The sequence below is a fragment of the Paraburkholderia sp. BR13444 genome (genome assembly GCF_040948755.1).
GTDB classification, from domain to species: Bacteria; Pseudomonadota; Gammaproteobacteria; order Burkholderiales; family Burkholderiaceae; genus Paraburkholderia; species Paraburkholderia youngii.
Window position 1 is genome coordinate 640258 of sequence record NZ_JBFPKM010000003.1, and the last position, 20307, is coordinate 660564.

The 20307-nt window shown below is 59.7% G+C and carries 17 protein-coding genes; 6 read left to right on the top strand and 11 right to left on the bottom strand.

Annotated features, from left to right (window positions below):
• Complete coding sequence (locus AB3X95_RS11970) at window positions 1-1821, top strand: acyl-CoA dehydrogenase family protein (RefSeq protein ID WP_368621414.1); 1821 nt, start codon at window positions 1-3, stop codon at window positions 1819-1821.
• 71 nt (window positions 1822-1892) lie between these two features.
• Window positions 1893-2867 carry a 2Fe-2S iron-sulfur cluster-binding protein gene (locus AB3X95_RS11975; protein ID WP_368621415.1) on the top strand — a complete coding sequence of 325 codons (975 nt, stop codon included), beginning with the start codon at window positions 1893-1895 and terminating at the stop codon, window positions 2865-2867.
• A gap of 193 nt (window positions 2868-3060) precedes the next feature.
• On the opposite strand, the gene AB3X95_RS11980 is transcribed toward AB3X95_RS11975, so the two are convergent.
• The 6 genes from AB3X95_RS11980 to AB3X95_RS12005 all read right to left on the bottom strand — a co-directional run bounded on the left by AB3X95_RS11980 (window position 3061) and on the right by AB3X95_RS12005 (window position 9217).
• Window positions 3061-4320: an aromatic ring-hydroxylating dioxygenase subunit alpha gene (locus AB3X95_RS11980; protein WP_176121584.1), complete on the bottom strand. Its 1260-nt coding sequence runs from the start codon at window positions 4318-4320 to the stop codon at window positions 3061-3063.
• A 43-nt stretch (window positions 4321-4363) separates the two neighbouring features.
• Window positions 4364-4879, bottom strand: coding sequence for a flavin reductase family protein (locus tag AB3X95_RS11985; protein WP_176121583.1), 516 nt, complete (start codon window positions 4877-4879; stop codon window positions 4364-4366).
• Window positions 4880-5064: 185 nt separating this feature from the next.
• The gene (locus AB3X95_RS11990) at window positions 5065-5376 is read right to left on the bottom strand and encodes a hypothetical protein (protein WP_176121582.1); all 312 of its coding nucleotides are present in this window, start codon (window positions 5374-5376) and stop codon (window positions 5065-5067) included.
• A gap of 106 nt (window positions 5377-5482) precedes the next feature.
• On the bottom strand, window positions 5483-6640 hold the full coding sequence (locus tag AB3X95_RS11995) for a porin (protein WP_368621416.1): 1158 nt from the start codon (window positions 6638-6640) through the stop codon (window positions 5483-5485).
• A gap of 501 nt (window positions 6641-7141) precedes the next feature.
• Window positions 7142-7342 (bottom strand): hypothetical protein, encoded by a 201-nt coding sequence (locus AB3X95_RS12000; protein ID WP_260332247.1) that lies wholly within the window; start codon window positions 7340-7342, stop codon window positions 7142-7144.
• A gap of 27 nt (window positions 7343-7369) precedes the next feature.
• Window positions 7370-9217, bottom strand: a complete 1848-nt coding sequence (locus AB3X95_RS12005; RefSeq protein ID WP_368621491.1) for an AMP-binding protein — start codon at window positions 9215-9217, stop codon at window positions 7370-7372.
• Window positions 9218-9871: 654 nt separating this feature from the next.
• Between AB3X95_RS12005 and AB3X95_RS12010 the strand changes: the two genes are divergently transcribed.
• Together AB3X95_RS12010 and AB3X95_RS12015 are read left to right on the top strand one after the other, a co-directional pair.
• Window positions 9872-12373 (top strand): filamentous hemagglutinin N-terminal domain-containing protein, encoded by a 2502-nt coding sequence (locus AB3X95_RS12010; RefSeq protein ID WP_368621417.1) that lies wholly within the window; start codon window positions 9872-9874, stop codon window positions 12371-12373.
• A gap of 431 nt (window positions 12374-12804) precedes the next feature.
• Window positions 12805-13068 (top strand): hypothetical protein, encoded by a 264-nt coding sequence (locus AB3X95_RS12015; RefSeq protein ID WP_184226981.1) that lies wholly within the window; start codon window positions 12805-12807, stop codon window positions 13066-13068.
• A 50-nt stretch (window positions 13069-13118) separates the two neighbouring features.
• Here AB3X95_RS12015 and AB3X95_RS12020 read toward each other — a convergent pair whose 3' ends face one another.
• The 4 genes from AB3X95_RS12020 to AB3X95_RS12035 all read right to left on the bottom strand — a co-directional run bounded on the left by AB3X95_RS12020 (window position 13119) and on the right by AB3X95_RS12035 (window position 15301).
• Complete coding sequence (locus AB3X95_RS12020; RefSeq protein ID WP_184226982.1) at window positions 13119-14084, bottom strand: alpha/beta fold hydrolase; 966 nt, start codon at window positions 14082-14084, stop codon at window positions 13119-13121.
• An 81-nt stretch (window positions 14085-14165) separates the two neighbouring features.
• Complete coding sequence (locus AB3X95_RS12025) at window positions 14166-14666, bottom strand: hypothetical protein (RefSeq protein ID WP_254905837.1); 501 nt, start codon at window positions 14664-14666, stop codon at window positions 14166-14168.
• Window positions 14663-14926, bottom strand: coding sequence for a hypothetical protein (locus AB3X95_RS12030; RefSeq protein WP_368621418.1), 264 nt, complete (start codon window positions 14924-14926; stop codon window positions 14663-14665). The genes AB3X95_RS12025 and AB3X95_RS12030 overlap by 4 nt, the downstream gene beginning before the upstream one ends.
• A 225-nt stretch (window positions 14927-15151) precedes the next feature.
• The gene (locus tag AB3X95_RS12035) at window positions 15152-15301 is read right to left on the bottom strand and encodes a hypothetical protein (protein ID WP_368621419.1); all 150 of its coding nucleotides are present in this window, start codon (window positions 15299-15301) and stop codon (window positions 15152-15154) included.
• Between the two features lie 105 nt (window positions 15302-15406).
• Here AB3X95_RS12035 and AB3X95_RS12040 point away from each other — a divergent pair, with 105 nt between their 5' ends.
• The gene (locus tag AB3X95_RS12040) at window positions 15407-16441 is read left to right on the top strand and encodes a GlxA family transcriptional regulator (RefSeq protein WP_368621420.1); all 1035 of its coding nucleotides are present in this window, start codon (window positions 15407-15409) and stop codon (window positions 16439-16441) included.
• Window positions 16442-16705: 264 nt separating this feature from the next.
• On the top strand, window positions 16706-18064 hold the full coding sequence (locus tag AB3X95_RS12045; protein ID WP_368621421.1) for an alpha/beta fold hydrolase: 1359 nt from the start codon (window positions 16706-16708) through the stop codon (window positions 18062-18064).
• Window positions 18065-18209: 145 nt separating this feature from the next.
• On the opposite strand, the gene AB3X95_RS12050 is transcribed toward AB3X95_RS12045, so the two are convergent.
• The gene (locus tag AB3X95_RS12050) at window positions 18210-20075 is read right to left on the bottom strand and encodes an alkaline phosphatase family protein (RefSeq protein ID WP_176365375.1); all 1866 of its coding nucleotides are present in this window, start codon (window positions 20073-20075) and stop codon (window positions 18210-18212) included.
• Between the last annotated feature and the right edge of the window lie 232 nt (window positions 20076-20307).

A 20307-nucleotide genomic window follows, 5' to 3' on the forward strand; every position in this document is an offset into this window, starting at 1 on the left:
ATGGCGAACTATCGAGCCCCGGCCCAGGACTGGCTTTTCATTCTTCATGATTTCCTAAAGATCGAAGACCGGACCGATCTTCCTGGTTTTACGGATCTGACACCCGATTTCACGTCCGCCGTTATCGAGGCAGCCGCCACTTTTCACGAAGAAGTGCTGCACCCGCTTGATCAGAAGGCGGATGAGGCAGGCGCGCATTTTCACGACGGCCAGGTTTCGACTCCGGCCGGATTCAAGGCCGCATGGGATGCGTACCGCGAAGCGGGTTGGCATTCATTGAGCCTGGCATCCGAACTCGGTGGAGGTGGCCTGCCGCCCGTTATGTCGGTGCCGATTTCGGAAATGCGTGCCGCAACCGGTCATTCATTTTCGATGTACGGAAGTTTCTGCTCACCTGCGGCGTATATGCTGGGCACACTTGCTCCAGACTGGGTCAAGACGCACGTGGTGCCCAGACTCGCGAGCGGCGAATGGACGGCGACCATGAGCATGACGGAGCCACAAGCCGGTACGGATCTGCGTCAGATCACGACACGCGCTGTGCCTCAGGAAGACGGAACGTGGCGCATTACCGGCAACAAGATTTTCATCTCTGGCGGCGATCATGATCTGACGGACAACATTGTCCACATTGTGCTCGCGAAAGCCGTGGACGAAGAGGGGCGTGTTCCTCAGAGCCTGAGCGCGGTGAACGTGTTTCTCGTATCGAAGCAGAATATCGATCCGCAGACGGGCGTACTAGGTGATCGCAATGGGGTGCACGTGCGTTCAATCGAGCACAAGATGGGTATCGAAGCGAGTGCCACCTGTGCGCTGGATTTCGAAAACGCCGTTGGCTACCGCATTGAGAGCGCCGAAGGTCAGGGAACGACGGCCAACATGGCGCCAATGTTCCACCTGATGAATTACGCTCGTGTCGGTACCGCCGTATCGGGTATCGGCCATGCGGAGATCGCGCGCCAGAATGCGGTGGAATATGCGCGCGAACGTCGTTCAGGACGCGCGGCCAGCAGCTCTCGTGACACGAAAACGGTTGCCGATCCGCTTATCGCACATCCGGATGTTCGACGCTTACTGCTCGAATCATCGGCATTTGCCGAGGGCGCACGTGCGGGTGCAATGAAGGCCGCCGTTCTGCAATCCGAAGCCCGATATTTGAGCGACAGGGCAGCACGTCAGAAAGCGGCTGATATTCTTGATCTGCTTACTCCGGTGATGAAAGCGTTTTTCACCGACCGAGGTTTCGAGACCACTGTCGCATGCCAGCAGGTTTTCGGCGGTCACGGTTACGTCAAAGACTATGGAATCGAGCGATTGGTCCGTAATTCGCGAATCACGCAGATTTACGAAGGCGCGAATGGTATTCACGCGTCCGATCTGGCGAGCCGAAAAATCATGGCCCACGACAGACGTATGTGGAACCATTTTGCGACCGCGATTTCCGAATTTATTGCCCGACATTCCCAAGATAAAAGGCTCGATGATTATGTGCAGCCACTCGAGTCCGCGTTGCAACGCCTGGAAATATCGTTGGAACGCCTGACACACATGAGCACCCGTAATATGGGGGCGCTCGAGGCAGGGGCATACGATCTGATGACCGCTGTCGGGGTGCTTTATCTCGGATGGATGTGGGCGGAAATTGCGGCCATCGTAACAGACGGTCGAACGACGCGCTTCGTTGACGACCAGACGCGGATTCGCAAACTCGCACTGGCCGAAGTTTGGATGCAGCGTCAAATGCCGCTCATCGATAGTCTGTGTCGGCGAATCGAGAGCGGAAATGCTGGGCTGCTAAACCTTCCAGACAATCTGATTTAAGTAGCGGACGGTGCAACGCCGCCTCCCCCTACCGCAGATCTTCTGAAAACTATCGCTTTTACAGGTGTAACTTGAGTGACGATTCTTTTATCGACGTGCGAATCAAGTCCATGACTTGGGAGTCGAAAAATACTATCAGTCTGGTGCTCGAGCGCGTGGATGGCTCCGATTTGCCGAAAGCCGAGGCCGGGTCACACATTGATATCAGGCTGGGCTCACGGCTGTCCCGCTCTTATTCCATTGTCAGCGCACAAGGAGCGCCCCGGGTCTACGAAATCGCGGTCGCAAGGGACGCGAACAGCAGGGGCGCGTCGCAATACGTCCACGATGCGATGCGTGTCGGCGACCTAACGAAGATCAGCACGCCTCGCAATCTATTTCCGGTCGATCCGGGTGCCCGTGTCAGCATTCTCTTCGCTGGAGGCATCGGCATCACCCCGATCTGGTCGATGGTTCGCCAGCTAGAGGCGCTGGGCCGCGAATGGCATCTCCATTACTCGGCGCGCGACCGAGAACACGCGGCTTACCTCAAGGAGATCGAGCGGTTTGTGCAGGGCTCAACTGGGGGACGGCTCTACACCTATTTCGATGAGATCCCCGGCGGCACGCGCGTGAACATGGCGACGGTGATCGCCGAATCACCGGCTGACGCCCACGTGTACTGCTGCGGTCCCACCGGCATGCTCAACGCGTTCGAGGCCGCGGCGTCATCAAAGCCTGGATCGCAAGTTCATCTTGAACGGTTCTCGGCTGCGGAGCCTCCATCCACTGGCGGGGTTTCGGAATTCGATGTCGTTCTCGCGAAATCGGGGGCAACTTATCGCATACCTGAGGATCGGTCTATTCTCGACGTGCTGCTCGACCATAACGTGGACGTTCAATACGGCTGCATGCAAGGTACCTGCGGAATGTGTGAGGTCAAGGTCATTGACGGCACACCGAGCCACGCGGACAAACTCCTGTCGGCAGAAGAGAAGGCCGAGCGTCAATGTATGCTCGTCTGTTGCTCGCGCAGTGCGAGCCCGACGCTCACACTCGATCTCTGATCATCACGGAGCCTGAGCAATGTTGTGTCTGCCGAAGTAAAGCCCAGCAAGTGACTCTGGCATGCGCTCTGATCTTATGCACTTGGGGCGTATCAGCCGGAAGGGTCTGCTGGCAGGTTGGTCGTCCGGCTTTTGAAGCATGACGACGTCCGTTTGGCGGGGCTCACGGCCCTAACCTCCCCTTTAATGTGTTTTACTCGACTCCAATCGCGTCCTTCAACTGGCGCAATACCTCAGGCGGCTGACCGATCGAGAAAACAAAATTCGTGAGGTGGCGTATAAAATTCTCATTCTGCATCCACTGCTCGCGAGGTACGGCCTTAAGTTGTTCATCGGGGAACGCGACAGGCAGGCTCACATTTTTGGCTTGTTCCGGATCGCGGATCAGTCCCTTCGGATCGCGACCTTCCGCAATCGCCTGAAGGTCGGCCTCGAACCGGCGACGCAGCATTACCACGCCCTTGTCGCTTGAACCCAAAACCTCTTTCGTGCGATCGGCAATCGTACCTTGCCCGACCCAAGCCATGAAATCCTGGTTCAGAATATGCGAATCATGGTATTTGCCATTCGCATCCATGACAGGCGATTCCCACGTCGGGATCTGGTCCTGTACATAGGGCCGTGCTTCAGCGGGAACTGGAAGATAAAACCAGGAAATACTCAGGGTATGCCCGTCATCGACCGGCACGCGCCATTCGAAGTGCTCACCGAGGAAGAACCCATTTGGGTACAGACAGACCCGGCCCGTGGTCCATAGCGGATGCTCAGCATTGGTGTCCGTGCGCTGCCGCTTATACTGATAACCGAATTCGAACTCTGTGAAATCGAGTGCTGTGTGCCTGGGAACGTATTTCTCTTTCGTGCCCCCCATGCGACGCACCGAATAGTTCGAGTGCTGCCATTCGAAATGAATAGGGTCGATCGAATTCTCCTGGCACTGGAGCCAGTTGCAATTGATGACCGAGGTCACGATCTGGCAAAACCCGTTTTGCCAATTGAAGGGCTCCCAGACAGGCAGTTCGGGCATCGTCTCAATCGGACCCATATAGGTCCAAAGCATGCCGCCTGCGACCCTTACCGGGTAGCTCGTGATCTTGAGGCCGGCTCTGGTCGTCGCGTCGGGAACCGCTGTATCTTCGTAGGGACGCTCGGAGCACTTGCCATCCGCCTCGAATTTCCAGCCGTGATAGGCACAGCGGATGCCTTTGTCCTCAACGTAACCAAATTGGAGACTCGCACGACGATGCACACAATGACGATCGAGAAGGCCGTAATTGCCGCTCAAATCCCGGTATAGAACCAGATCTTCACCAAAGAGACGCATTGGCTTGATCAAGCTGGTATCGAATTCCGAAACCCCGGCAATCGGATGCCAATAGCGACGCAGGAACTCACCCATCGGTGTGCCTTTCGACGTCGCGATCAGTAGCTCGTTCTTCTCTTTGCTCAGCAATTGCGTCTCCTGTTGGGCAATGTGGGCCTGATCTTGAGGTGTATCAGTTGGCGCCCGCGATCGCAGCGTATTTGCCCGCGTGGAAAACTAGTGGCGGTGCCGGACCTTGGTCTTGAACAAGCGCCGTGACCTCGCCCACGAACAGTGTGTGATCGCCACACTCATAGGCGTGACGGAGAACGGTCGCAACCTGAACGTTTGCGCCTTCCACGATTGGGATATGTTCAAGTTGTACGAAATTGGGCACCAGCACAGAATGGGTTTTGCCCGCGAAATGGTTTGAGCACCATTCCTGATCCTGAGCCAGGATGCTGATGCCAAAGCTCTGCGCTTTGGTTATCCGTTCGTGCATTTTCGCTGATTTCGCGATCGAAACCAGAACAAGCGGAGGTTCGAGCGAGGCGGACATAAACGAGTTGGCCGTCATTGCGTGGACTTCGCCCTCCGTGTTAGCGGTGACAACGACAACACCAGTCGCAAACTGACCCATGGCATTGCGAAATTCACGGCTCGTAAACGGCAACGTGACTCCGGACTCTGGTGCAACAGTCAAACTCATGGTTAATCCAATCTATGTAAACGACACAAATGCAAAGCCGATTAATGGTCGATCAAGTAGTTGATTGGAAGGTTGCCTTAGTTTTTAATGGTCAGGAATTCGGGTATGTACCGACCGGAAGTTCAAAAGCGCCGCGGATGCAAAAAGGCGAACGGGTCCGCCTTTTTGCGCAAGCAGTGAACCACTTAGTGGCTCGCTCCGGCAGGCACTTTAGCCGGGGGGTTCTGAGCCTTGTCCGGATAGTCCGTATACGAATCGCTCTGACCGCCCTGTGCCCCGACTCTCTTCAGTTCAGCATTCTTCGCTGCCCGCTGTTCCTTGCGCGCTGCTTTGCGCTGTGCCTTGATCTCGGCTTTCGTCATCGAGGCGGCCGGAGCCGATGAGGACGCTGCGGCCGGCGCGCTGGCAGGCTTGGCCTGAGTCTGGGCCGCGAAGCTGATGCTCAAGGCGGCAATCGATGCGGACAATACCAGCTTGCGATAGAGTGAAAAGGTCATGTTTTCTCCTTCTGGTGCGGGTTCAAGTGCCGGAGTCCCAGGAGGCCCGGCACGTAACATAGCTACGCGTATGGGATAAAACGCGCCGGCCCGAAGGCTGCGGTGCTTAGAACATCTGCCTGATGCCGATCTGCACTGCGGCCTGGTTGCTGCCGCTCGAAAACCCGGCAGCCGCCCCCGTCGGCCCGATACCGGTGCCGGCCACGGGACCGAAGACCGGTGCGCCGGTCACGAGGAAGTTGCCAGCCGGCTGGTTGCCGGCGAAGGCGTGCTGGAACGTGCCGAACGCGTAGATACTGGTCCGCTTCGACAGCAGGTAGTCAATCCCTGCGCTGGCAATGCCGAATTTCTGCGTCGGCGTCAGGCCCTGGACGTTCACACCGCGCTGCATGAAGTACGAATAGCCAACGCCAGCATGCAGATCCGGTGCGAACTCATACTTTCCGCCAATTTCGAAATCCTGAGTAATCATCGACGAACCGAGCGGAAGCGTCAGGTTCGTATACGAATACACAGCGTTCAAGTACGCATTGTTGGCAACCTGGAGACGCGCGCCCGCGGCGACCGTATAAACCTTATCGCCATGGAACACGATTTGGGCAATCGTTGCGTCGGTCGTCGGTGACGAGCTCCCATTGGTGCGCGTGTATGCCAGCGATCCAGAGAAAGGACCCATCAACCCCTGCGGCGCATAGGAGAGCCCGGTGCTCAACACATGGTTGGAATTGCCGTTGCTAAACCCGTACATGACGCCTGCCCGGAGGCCGCGATAGTTCGGCGTCTCGTAGTCGACGGCGTTCGCAACCGCTTCGCCAGCGGTGCGGTCGATGTCATAGGAGAGGTGGAACGAATAGGCAGGTGCAAATTGCACGCCATTCGTATAGAACGTCACGTTGCGGTACAGGTAGTCGAACATCTGCCCCATCTTGACCGTCCCCCATTGATTGCTGGTCAGGCCGACGTACGCGTCGCGATTGAAAATCTTGCCGGCCGCAGTCATGTTGCCGTTCGTCAGGTTAAAACCGCTTTCGAGCTTGAAAAGCGCCGCCAGTCCACTGCCCAGATCTTCCCGGCCGGTTAAACCCCATACGTTTGGCCGGTCGATCCCGCTGTCGAGTTTCCAGACCGAGTGGCCGCCACTATTGCTAATGTAAGTGACGCCTGAATTCACAACCCCGTATAGCGTCACGCTGCTTTGTGCATATGCGTGTCCGATGCCCAGCAATGACAGCGCTGCTGCGCAGCTGATTTCCTTCAGTTTCATGCGATCTCCTCCTTGGTTATAAACGCCATTAACTTATTGAATCCATACAATTCAATGCAACGCTTACTAACGCGCATTCACATGAGTCCAGTGGCCGATAAAATCATTGGGGAGCGTCATCAAAGAAGCTCGCGTGGCGCGCTTGCCTGGTGCCGCGTTAAACGACCATAGCTACCGGCGGTCATGTCAGGCGGATGGGAATCATCAGCTCTGGCTGACCTGCAGGCTGAATCCTTGAGCCGTGCGTATTTGCAACCCGCCATCCAGTAGTAAACCGCGCCCCAGAGCAGGATCGGAACGGCGCTCAGCAAGGCATACTTGATGCCCGTGGCACTCGCGGCCCGGGCGCATGGACATCAGCTGATGCGCCGTAACAGTGATTGGCAGAGCCCGAACCCGAGGCCGATACCGGTACCTGCAGGAGTGCGATAGACCGGGATGTATTGGTCGTAGACGCAAGATCGTCTTTAGCACGTCGCTGCCAATTGTCTCCAGGCAGATTCAGGATCGGACTGTGCGAAGAGCCAATGCCAAGTGTGATGCGGGCCATATTAGATTCCCCACGTAGAGCGTGAGTTCAGCCAGTAATGCGTCGTTGATGGCGTTGCGCTTGTCAGCACGATTCAGTTTGACGAGCGCGATCTCATCTTCGCGTCGGATCTCGATCAACGGTCCGGCTGTGGTGGACGTATCGGTGGTCATGATCTTTGTCGGAAAACTCTCGGAATACTATTCTTCGATCGTCACGACATTAGCGCCGGGTTTGTCCGCGTATAGCGCCGCTATCGCGCTCGCGCGACGCGCGAGAACGGCCCGCTGATTGATATAGCCCTTGTCGGTTATCTCACCGCCATCGATCGATGGCGGTTCGTTCAACAGCATCACACGGCGTATGCGCATGCTGCTACCGGTGTAACGTCCGTTGTGGCGCAGCAGTGATTCGCGCAACGCGTCGTGGAATGGCGCGTGGCAGGAAAGCGCCTGCGCGTCGCGCAGGCCGAAACGTTCCTGACATGCTTCCTGGTTGGGCCATGCGAGAAGCGCCACATAAGGCAGATCGGCGCCCGCGACGACCGCGTCGCGCAGCAGGGGGGCGGCGCTGCTGATTACCTCGACGCGCAGCGTACCGACGCGCACGAAGATGCCCGACTGCAATTTGAATTCTTCTGCGACGCGACCGGCAAATGCGAGTCCTTCCTCCGGTTTTGTCCGATCCACGAAGGTCACGGCATCGCCCAGACGGTAATAGCCTTCGTCGTCGAAGGCGAGACGCGTCAGCCCCGGCTGTTGCAGATAGCCAGTCATGACAGAAGCCGCACGCGCGCGGATTTCATAGCGTTCTTCGTCGAGCGGCACCAGCTTCAGTTCGACGCCAGGCTGCGGAAGACCAATCAGACCGGCCTGCCCGGTGGGCCAATGTACCACCGTGGTGGCAGCGCACGTCTCGGTCGAGCCATAGCTGGCCACAAACGGAACGCGGTGCCCGAGGTGGCGAACGGCCAGCGTTTGCAGACGTTCATAGAGACTGTCGGGAAGCTTGGCGCCGGATGAGGTCAGGCGCCGCAGGCGCCGGAAAAACTGCTGACCGAACGTCTCGTCCGCCTCCAGCGCATCGGCAAGCATGGCGTAGCCTGCAGGCACGCTGTTGAAATTTGTCGGCGAAACCTCCTTGAGGTTGCGCAGTGTCTTCACGAACTCGCCGGGCACAGGGCGTCCATCGTCGATGTACATCGTCCCGCCATCGTGCAGGACGCCGTTGAAGATCGCCGTGCCGCCTGCCACGTGGCTCCATGGCAGCCATTCGAGCAGCACGGATTCCGGAGCGGCGGGATTATGGCGCACAGTCTGCGCGTGCATGGCCATCGACACGCACAGCATGCGCTGCGTGACCGGCACGGCCTTGGGCTCGCCAGTCGAGCCTGATGTGAAGAGGTACTTGGCCACCGTATCGTGCGTAATGGTGCCGATCGACGCCTGCACCTCCGGGCCCACTGGCGTGGCGAGAACCGCGTCCCACGCCGTCGCGTCGATGTCATCCGCCGGTTCATCGACGTAAATGACGCGCGCGTCACATAAATCGACGGCGTGCAGCGCCGCGCGGAACTGGCTCGCGCTTTGCACGAAGATTACTGCTGGGTTGATCAAGGCGACCATCGCCTTGAGCTTGGCGTAATCGGTGCTTAGCAGCGAATAGGCCGGGGTCACCGGTACATAGGGCATGCGCGCCTGCATGGCCGCGAGCTCGAAGACCGCATGTTCGAGGGTGTTGCCGCTCAGCACCATCACGCTGCGTCCGTCGAGACGTTGGGACAGCAACCACTGAGTCACGGCGTCGACCTGGAAAGAGGCCTCGCCGTACCTGAGCATGCGCCAGTCGCCAGTGCGCGGGCAGCGCTGTTTCAGCCATGGCTGCTCGGCGCGCTCGACCGCACGACGCCTCAGGACGCCCGGCAGATGCGCCTCGACCGGACCAAGTGGCACCTTGCTGCGCATATAGACCGCGCCGTCGGCTCGCTCGACGACCTCGATATTGCGCTCGAGGAAGGGGAGATTGATGAAAGGAAACTGGGCAATCATGTTCACGAAAGACTCTGAAAAGGAGCAACGGCACGATCGGACCACGTAATAAGGCAACCTTATATGCGTTTCCGCGCCGAATCTACATGGTAGAAACACTTAATGGGCTAGTCGCTGACTATTTTTGAATTTCGCAGTGGCACATGATATAAGGTCACCTTATACGTGCGACACGACGTCTCCTCACTGGCTCGACCTTGCACACGGACCGCGGAGGAATCCTTACCATGAGCACACGTCTCGCTTGCCGCCGCGATCGGGCGGATTGGCGAGTCGCTCGGGCGCGATGTGGAGCGCCAGAGTCTTACCCCAGCCGAGCGCGAAGCGCGGCTCGCACGCTTGACCTCCGGTCTTGACATGGCAGAGATCGGTCTGTCGCCATTGGCCTCCAGAGCATGAGCGCCTATCTGCGACCGACATCTTTGCTCTTGACGCCTTGACGCAATTTGCCGTCGGATCTTGTCGACGCGCAACATGAGTCCCGCCGCGTACCAAATGTCGCAAAAGTCCTGCCAGGAAGGCGCAATGCGCTGAGAAATCGGCGTGCACCCGCGACGCCAACTGCTATTCTTTATATGCTGCGACTCACGCCTTTCCGGCCGGCTATGCGGGGTCGTCGGTAACCATTCCGCACGCACGCGGAAAGGGGGATGTATGTCACATCCGGAACAGCCTCGACCCACGCGACGCACACCGAGTCGACGGCAGTCGAGCGGACCCGTCTGGCTCTCCGTCGGTATTTCGCTGGCTGGACTGTCCCTCACACCTGTGGCGTTCGCGGCGGGTAGCCTGCCGCAAGGCGGCCGTTACGTCGCCGGCACCGGCACGATAGCGGGCGCAGGCAACAGCCTCGTGATCACGCAATCCGGTTCGACACGTGGTGTGATCGACTGGAACAGCTTCTCGATCGGCAGAAGCAATAGCGTGACGTTCAATAACGGCGGTGGTGCGACGTTGAACCGCGTGACGGGAGGCTCGCTCTCCGCGATCTTCGGCAAGCTCAGTGCCACGGGCAGCGTATATCTGGTCAATCCGCAAGGTGTCGTCGTGGGTCCATCCGGCGTGGTGACGACGGGCGGACGCTTCGTCGCATCGACGCTGGACACGGACAACTGTGCGTTCATGAATGGCGGCGCGCTCACCCTGTCGGGCAACTCGGACGCGGTAGTCGTGAATCTCGGGAAAATCAGCTCCAGTGGCGGCGACGTGTTCCTGATCGCGCGGACCGTAATCAACGGCGGCACCGTCAATGCGCCTGACGGTACGGCGGAATTCGCGGCCGGGTCGAAGGTGCTGCTGCGGGACTTGTCGAGCGGCCAACAGGTATTCGTCCAGGCGGGCAGCGCGGGCAACGTGGTCGATTCGGGTACCACGCGCGCCGCGCAGATCAGCCTGCAAGCCGCGGACGGCAACGTTTATGCACTCGCGGGCGGCGGCGCGCGCATCCGTGCGACGGGCAGTGCGACTCGCGACGGGCATGTGTGGCTCGTGGCGGACGACGGCACGGTGTCGCAACGAGGCGCAATCGTAGCGAAGAACCCGGACGGCAGTGGAGGCACGGTCGATACCGAGGCAGCGCAACTGTCGTTCCAGCGCGGCGCCGCCGTGTACGCCGGTCGATGGAACATCGCAACGCCATCGATTACCGTGGACGCTTCAGTGGCGCGTGCGCTCCAACGCAGCCTGAATGCGGGGAGCACGGTCGAACTCTCTACCACCGGCGCCAACGGTGCGGCCGGTGACCTGCTGATCGCATCCGATATCGACTGGCGCGGTGCGTCGGCGCTGACGCTCGCGGCTTACCACAACGTCGCGCTTTCTCCGGGCGCGACGATCCGCGACACAGGTTCTGGCAACCTTACGCTGCGCGCGGACGCGCGGAGCATCGATAACGGCGGCAGCGTGACGAACGGCGGCACGATCGACTGGTCAAAGAGCACCGGGACGGTCAGCGCGCTATACGACATGAACGGCACCTACACGCCGGGGACACTGCTCGCCAACACGACCTGGACGGCGCCGTCCGACAGCGGACTGATCACTCAGATTACCGGCTACCAGCTCGTCAATTCACTTGCGGATCTGGAAAACATTTCGCTCGATCTCGCCAGCAACTATGCGCTCGGCAAGGACATCGACATCAGCACGCCACGTTGCTGCGGCACAGGCGTTTATGTGCCGATCGGAACTGGCGCCGCGCCGTTCGCCGGACAGTTCGACGGCTTGGGCCACACGATCTCGAATCTGAATGCGTGGCAGAGTGTTCCCGCCACGGGCGATCCGGCGAATCCCGAGGCAGCCAGTGGTCTATTCGGTGTGGTCGGCGCGACGGGCGTCGTTCGCAACGTCAGCGTGAGCGGCTTCGTGAGCATCAGCGGCTATGGCTCCTTCGGCATCCTGGCCGGCGTCAACGACGGCCAGATCGTGCGCGCCCAGACGAGTGGCAGCCTTTCCTTATCTGAACCTTTCGTTTCGATCGATGCGATGAGCGGTGGTCTCGTGGGCTCGAATTACGGCACGATTACACGCTCGTCCAGCGACGCGGCGATGGTGAGCGAGGGCGTGTTGGGCGGCCTCGTCGGATACAACTTCAGCACCGGCGTAATCCGGCAGTCGTATGAATCGCAAAGCCCGGACATCCCGCCGTCGTTTGGGCCGGGCACCGTGAATTCCGCGGCTCACGGTCTGGGCGCCGGCGGTCTGGTCGGCACAAACGACGGTCTGATCACGCAGTCATATGCGACCGGCTCCGTTACGTATGCGCCCGACTATTGCGGTGGTGGTGGCGGCGGCTTCCCCTGCTTTGGGACGGGGAGCGCGGCGCTCGTTCAAAGCAACACCGGCACGATCGAGCAATCTTTCGCGACCGGCACAGTCACCCAAATGGTCCTGGCCGGTCGTGGCCCCCCGCCGTTCGGCCTGGCGCTAAGCAACACCGGCACGATCGCCAACGACGTCTACTGGGACACGCAGACAACCGGGGCCACGGTCGGCGTGGGCATGGGTACTCCGGTGCCGGTCGCGAATGGACTCACCACCGCGCAGATGAGCGTGCCATCTAGTTTCGGCCCGACGTTCGACTTCAGCTCAACCGGCGTCTGGGCACTCCCGGCCGGCGCGCCCCATCCGGTACTGCGTTGGCAACTCGGTCCTTGAGGGGAACGATCATCGCAGCGGGACAAACAACCGAAGGGCGTGGCTTCACGGAGTGACCCGAGATACGCAGAGGTAGCCTTGGCTGAGGCGCTTAAGTCCAAGGGCTTATGCGACCGTTGTATCGCTTCTGGACTGGAGCCACGCGCAGGCCAGCGCGGCTCTCGGTTAGCGGGTTCTCGCTAGTGCGCAGAACCGGTAGTCGGCCAACTACGGATGGTGGCCCGCATTTCCATGTGGACGCTCGAACGTGGTCGGCCGGTCGCTATCGCGGGCGATGCCGCGCACATCCATTCGCCCGTGGCCGCGCGGGGTGATGAACCTTGGCATCGAGGACGCCTGGGTCTTCGCGCACTGCGCAGCCGACTTTCTGGCGAACCAGCCTGGGCGCCTCGAGGACCACGGGCGGCTTCACCACGCCGTACATGTAGGTCGTGAGCCACACCAGGCTCCTGACGGAACTCGTGCGCGGCCGGCCGAAGCTCGCCGGCCTTCTGCGCGACAACCTGATACCGGGGCTCACGAAGTTTGGTTTGTCGGCGCACGCCGTGGTGGCGTTGCTGACCGGGCTCGATTCCGACGTGCGCCTGCACCGAGCGGCTTGGAAATGGGAGAACTGGATGGCGAACCATAAGCGGACGCCTCTGTTCTCTCGAACAAGTCGCAGCCATGGTCGAACGAGCCTTGCAGGTGGCTGAGTTTGAATCACGGCAAACGAGGTATGGCGGTGTCGGAAACCTCGCCCTGTTCACACAGGATTGCTGCCCGCACTGAACGCAGCCCGAACTTCGTTCGCCGTCTGTTCAGGCGCTTGCAGATGCGGAAAGTGGCCGAGTCCAGGGAGGACCAAAAGCTTCACACCGCTACGGTCGGCGTACTCGACGCCCATTTCCTTCTTGATATAGATATCCTGCTCGCCCCATACCACCTTCACAGGGACCTTCAGCTTTGCCATATTGGCTTCGAAGTAGTCCTGGTCGCGGGTAAAGGATGAGTAGTAGTGGAAGAAGGCGTCTGCCGACGTGACATCACCGCCCCAGCCTTTCGCCATATCGTCCCTGAACTCCTGAGGCAACGCGTAGCGCTCCTCTGCCGACATGCCGCGGAAGAATGTGTTTGCCAGGATTTCGTCACGGTTCCTGTTCATCGCGGCACGCACGGCGTCGGACGAAGCCTTTGACTTCAGGCCCTGCAGGCTATCGTACATATACTGTGGGCGGTTGAATGGGGCAAAGTCGCCCACAATGATCTCCCTGGCGATATCGGGTTGCTCCAATGCCGCCAGCAGCGCGGGCAGGGCCCCGATATCGGTTGCATAGATCACCAGCTTCGAACTGTCGATGCCAGACGCCCGGATATAGTCTGCCAGCACCTCGGCATAATCCTTCGGCGCGTAAGCAAAGCGATCGGCGCCTGGACGCGAAGACTGTCCGTAGCCCGGCCAGTCGAACGCATGCACCTCGTAGTCGCTGGACAGGGATTCGGCAATCGGTTTCCAGGCATACATCGTCTCCGGGAAGCCGTGCAGGAACAGCACCGTACCCTTGGGATGCGCGGGCCGATAGACCATATGACGCAGCCTGATGTCAGGATTGACGTGCACCTCGCCGACTTCAAGCTTCGGCGCCGGGGATGACGTCGGCACAATCTTCGGTGCGGAAACGCTCACAGCTACTGCGGAGAAGACTGTCGCCTTCGTTACAAGTTTGAACATGATCGTAGCTCTCGTTCAGTGCGAAATTCCATGGTGCGCCGAAAAGCGGCGGCGCAGCAACCCGGTACGCCCCAGCGCTTTCTACTGGGGGCAAGGCGGATTCAAAAGCTTGCTCAACGGCTTTAGGGGACCTATTGGAAGGAGTGAGAATGTCATCAAGTGCGCTTTCCCCAATGGAAGTGCCTCGAGCATTTCATGTGCTTGACTCATGTCGGTAACGTTAAGGATGAAGGCCACCCCAGCCCGGTCTTGCAGTGAATACCACTGATCAATGTTGCCCTCAAGGTAAAGCTGCGCCGTCTGTTGAATTTCGGACGGAAGAATGTGTTGGACAAGTTGCATGTCCGTGCCCGGCGGAAAGGTACCAATCGCCAGGATCTTCGTGGTTGGCGTGGATGGCATCGGAGGGGTGTGCGCCATGGAAACTCCAGCAGAAGCGACCAGCACAGAGGCTGTTGTCAAATTTAAAAAAAGCCGTTTCGTCATGCGGCCTCGAATACCGGCTGTGAGTGCAGGCTTCAGACGGTCAGTCAGGCCGGTCACGCGACAGCGATCGCGTGCGCCATCGGGAACATCAGTCATCGAACTATCGCTTCGGCGCCCCCTGCCTCGCGTGAGACCACGCCCGATACCGTATTCAGCGCCGCTGCTTCCGACCCCGTCAGATAGCGATCGCGGAAGCGCTCGTCGACCCGCTCCCACATCAGTTTCGAAAACAGCAGCATCGCATTGAGCGGACGATGGTTGATGACGACGGACTCCGTCTCGCCCTGTTCGTTTATGTGCGCGACGACAAGCGTCTCAATCGGCACACCCTGGATCTGCGAGCGATAAGACTCCATATACAAACCGTCACCAATCGCGCCCTTATAGCTGTGATGCTGGAAATCGTAGAGCGAAACCGCGTGTTGGTCACGGAAAGAATGTCGGCTCGTCCTTCGATCGGACGCTTCAGGACGGTGGCTTCGAGCGTTGCGTTTTCAGCGAGGTTCGTCAGCCAGAGCGGCGGACCGCCAGCGGGTGCAATCACGGGGGCTGTGTCGTTGAATTTCATGCCGGAACTCCCGTTACGATTTGCGCGCGATGTCTGCGCTGGTGGCCTCGAGCGCTGCTTCCAGCGTGAAGTGGGTCTTTTCGAGGCGGCGTCGCGCGAGCCGTCCAACGCCTGCGCCGCACTCCGACTCGCCCGCCAGCAACGCATGAATAATCATCGGCATGGTGCTGCTCCTGTTTCAGTTGATCGGATGTGGCCATGATCAGGGTTTACTGGCGTGGCCAGAAGTGGCAGGATCGCCATTATTCGAGGAATTTCAGACACGCGTATGGCTATCGTCCGCATCTGGGTCTATGACGGAATCCTCGCGTCCGGCGTCGCGGGGCCTGTTGACGTCTTCAGCGCCGCTAATCAGTTCCATGCGCGCAAGACTGCAGCGGGCACGACATCCGCGCCCCTGTTCGTGTGGCGCGTGGAATCGCTCGACGGGCGTCCCGTTACGGCTGCATCGGGTCAAACCATTCAGGTCGACGGAAAGATCGACCCACGCAAACGCGCGGACGCCGTTCTGCTGACAGCACCGTTTTTCTCGAACATCGACGAGTTCATCGGGCGCCGCGAACGGTTGAACGAGCTGTCTTCCGCGCTGCGGCGCCAACGCAAGTCTGGCGCCGTGCTGGCGGCTTATTGCACGGCCAATTACCTGCTCGCCGAAGCCGGCCTGCTGGATGGCCGCGCCGCGACGACGCACTGGGCGAGAGCTGCAGACTTCGGGCGCCGCTATCCGCGTATCGAAGTTCGCGCACACGAACTGCTGATTGCGCAAGACGGCATCATTTCGGGCGGGTCAGTGACCTCGTATCTGAATCTCGCGGTGCGGCTCGTCGAAACATTCGCCGGCGATGAACTCGCTACGATGACCGCGAAGGCACTGTTGATCGACATGAACCGGACGTCGCAGGCTTCCTTTGCAACGCTTCTCGACGAACATGGGCATACCGATACGCTCGTCGCGCGCGCCCAGCAGCAGATGGAAGCTACGTTGCAGCAGGGATTCCGGTTGAGCGAACTGGCGGCATCGCTTGCCGTCAGCGAACGCACACTCAATCGCCGGTTTAAGGATGCCGTGGGGCTGGCTCCGTTAGCGTATCTGCAAAATCTGCGCATCGAGGTCGCGAAACGCTTGCTGGAAACGCGGCCAATCGGGCTCGAGGCGGTGAGTCAACGTGTCGGTTATGGCGATATCAGCACATTTCGACAATTGTTCAAGCGCAAGACTGGATTGTCCCCGAGTGAATATCGAATGCGGTCTTCGCGTGGCGTGAAGACCATCGAAGCCGATCCGGACAGCAAAAGCGGCTGAGGCTCCGCTACATCGCCCCCCGTCGTCACGCCCCACCCTCTCGCCCGGGTCTTCCTTTGTATCCCAACGTATCTGCAAACAGACTGGATACGCGCGCTTACACACATGCAACTCCCGGACACAAACGCGATACGTTCATCCGGTCAAATACGCCCTTCGCGAGCCGAACGCCGGGCCGCGAACCGCACGTATGACTTCGTGAAGCTGTACGTCGCAGACTTCACTCGCAACGCAACACGCTGATCCAGGCAGGAGATCGATTCCATGTCAAAAGACACCCCGCAATCCGCATCGCGTCGACACTTCGTCGGCATGGCCGCCGCGGCGCTCGCCGCGGGCTCGCTGAGCCGCCTCGCATTCGCAGATACGAACCCGGAAGTCGGCAAAATCGTGGAACCCGCGAACGGCGACAGGTCCGCAATTCGTCCGTTCCACGTTCATGTTCCGGACTCTCAGCTCGCCGACATGCGGCGTCGCATCAAGGCCACGCGCTGGCCGGACCGTGAGACGGTATCCGACGAATCGCAGGGCATTCAGCTCGCCACCATTCAGGGGCTCGCGCAATACTGGGCGACCGGCTATGACTGGCGCAAATGCGAGGCGCGGCTGAATTCGTATCCGCAGTTTGTCACCGAGATCGATGGACTCGATATCCATTTCATCCATGTGCGATCGAAGCACGACAACGCGATGCCATTGATCGTGACGCACGGCTGGCCCGGCTCGGTGATCGAACAGTTCAAGATCATCGATCCGCTCGTCAATCCGACTGCGTATGGTGCGCCGGCTTCGGACGCCTTTCATCTCGTGATTCCATCCTTGCCCGGTTATGGTTTTTCAGCGAGACCTACCACAACAGGCTGGGGTCCGGAGCGCACCGCCCGTGCGTGGGTCACGTTGATGAAGCGGCTCGGATATCAGCGTTTTGCATCGCAGGGCGGCGATCTCGGCGGCATCGTGACGAACATCATGGCTAAACAGGCGCCGCCCGAACTGATGGGGATTCACGTGAACTTCCCTGCTTCCGTTCCCGCAGAGGTTCTGAAGTCGCTGGCCGCGGGCGACGCGATGCCTGCCGGCTTATCGGACGAGGAGCAGCACGCGTATGAACAGTTGAGCGCCAACTTCAAGAAGAAGCGCGGTTACGCGGTCGAAATGGGCACACGCCCGCAGACGCTGTACGGACTCGCCGACTCGCCGATCGCGCTGGCGTCCTGGCTGCTCGATCATGGGGATGGTTACGGCCAGCCCGCTGCGGCGTTGAGCGCGGCAGTGCTCGGTCATCCCGTCAACGGTCATGCCGCAGGCGCGCTCACGCGTGATGACGTGCTCGACGACATCACACTCTATTGGCTCACCAATACGGGGGTTTCGGCAGCTCGCTTCTATTGGGAATCGCACGCGAACTTCTTCCTCGCGGCCGACGTCAATGTGCCCGCCGCTGTGAGCGCGTTTCCGGGAGAGAACTACCAGGCGCCGAAGAGTTGGACCGAAAAGGCATATCACAACCTGATTTACTTCAACAAGCCCGAAACTGGCGGGCACTTTGCCGCGTGGGAAGAACCGATGATTTTCGCGAACGAAGTGCGCACGGGGTTACGGTCCTTGCGCGCCCAAGTTTGAAGCGCTCTGACGAATGCGCCGGCGGCTCGGCGGTCGCTAGCAGCATCGCCTCAACAGTCCGCTGGCCCTGCGGATGAAACCGCCGCGCCGGGAATGCGCGGCGGTTTCAGGTTGTGGTGCCCAGCGTACCTCGTGCAGAACACGATCAGAAAGGCCACCATCCCTTACCGCCGCTGCGATCGTCATCGCTGTCCGGCCTGCCGTGGTCATGATCGTGATCGTCGGATTCCCGCTTGAAATCGAACAGATCGAACAGGTCACCGATCGCAGGCGCATTCACCGGCACGTATGGGTTATGGCCGCGTTGGATCGGATTTGGCAGGTTGTCACGACTACGACCGGTGATCGGCGGCAACCCCCAGTTGCGCTCAATGAATTTGACCAGTGAAGCGTGATCGGAGTAGCTGTGGGAAATGCGTCCTCCGGTCGAGTATTTCGACACTGCGATCATCGGGATGCGCGAACCATCGCCAAAATAGTCAATGGGTTGAACATAGCCTGAATCGTAGTAGCCGCCGCCCTCGTCCGTGGTGATCAGGATCGCCGTCGTGGCCCATAGCTTCGGGTCGCTCTTTACCGCATCGACCAGTTTCCTCACGAACGCCTCGTAAAGTCCAAACTTCGACGATGTCGGATGTCCATCAAGCAAGCCGCCCGGCTTTACAAACGATACAGCTGGCAGATTGCCCGCGCCGATGTCCGCATACAGGTCCGGCAAATCTGCAAGATGCGTGTCCCGCACCTGCTGGTTCGTCATGATCGACGTCTCGTACAGGAACGGATTGCAGATGTTGCAATAGACGCTTTTCGTCGGATCCTTGATGAAGCTCTGCCAGCCTTCCCCGTAATACTTCCAGGGGATGTGGCGATCAAGCAGCGTGTCCCCGATGGTGCGCACCGGCGACGGCGGGATCGTGAAAGGCGACTTCGACCTGTCGAGTACCGTGCCGTCGCCGTTATATCCAGGGTTGTAGTTGTTCAGCAGGTAATAGTGCTTTGGCGCGCAGTTTGCCTTGGGGTCATAGGGCAACGATTCGAGGTATTGAAGGATCGGGCCGACGCCCGGCTGGCCCGGGTCCGAACAGTTGCTATAGCTGCCGCCCGAGTAGCCATCCTGGGTGTACCAGTTGTTGGTACCGGCCAACGGATCGGGATTTTCAATCTGATCGGAAGGTGGCGTTGCCGCGTTGCCGTTGCCGTCGGTGTAGTAGTACGCATCAGCGGCGCCGATCATGATGCTGTTGGCTCCCGTACCGCCCATCACCGGTTGGTGATAGTTGTCGCTCATCGCGTACTGCCGCGCCAGTTGTGTGAAGTACGGCATGTCGCCATTGTTCACGTTGTAAAAGCCGAGCGCATTCGAGCCTTCACCGGTGGTCTGATCGCTAAAAGGCGTCGGTCGCGGCTTACCGTTGCTGCCCGCGCCGATGGTAGTCTCGACCCACGCAAACAGGTCGCCGAGACAGCCACTCGGATTCTCGCGGCTCGCATGCGCGACGGCACAGTCCGCTTGCTGCCAGGCTTGATAGAAGCGGTGCACCGGACCACCCATGTACGCATCATAGAGCGGAGGCTGCAACAGGTACGGACCGTTCAGCAACGCGTTGTAGTTGGCCACCCGCGAATCCTCTGCATGCGCCGGCAGCCCTGTCGCGCCGGTCAACAGTTGATCGATGTCGGACGCTTCGAGCGCCGTCCCCTCGGCCTGCGCGGCCGCATCGTGAGTCGCGAATGGTGGCGGGCTCGCATCGCTCGCCGCAGTCGCCGCCCCGCCGGTGTTGGGCGCCGGCAGCGTCCCGTACGGCGTTTTATTCGACGGGGCCAGCGCGAATTTGGCCGGTCCAATCAGTTGCGCCTGATATTGCTGCGCCTTCGCGAAGTGTGGCCCAGGGGAGCCATCCGCATTGACGATGCCGCGCGACAGCAGGTTCCACACTGATTGGCCTTGCGGGGGTTGATAGGTGCCGAAAACGTGATCAAACGTCCGGTTTTCGCCGACAACGATGATCACATGCTTGATCGGCGTCAGTGTTGGGGACGTTCTATCGTTGCCTGCCGCAGATACGCCGGCGGGCAACGTAGCGAACGCTAACGCGGCCACTCCCGCGAATGCTGCGATCGAAAGTCGGACGCATGCCTTATTGCATCGTTGTGACAGTTGGGGCCTCACCATTTGCCGTCTCCTTACCGTTGATTACAACGGTAAGACCTTAGGGCCGTTCCATGAAGCTGGAGAGTCGTTG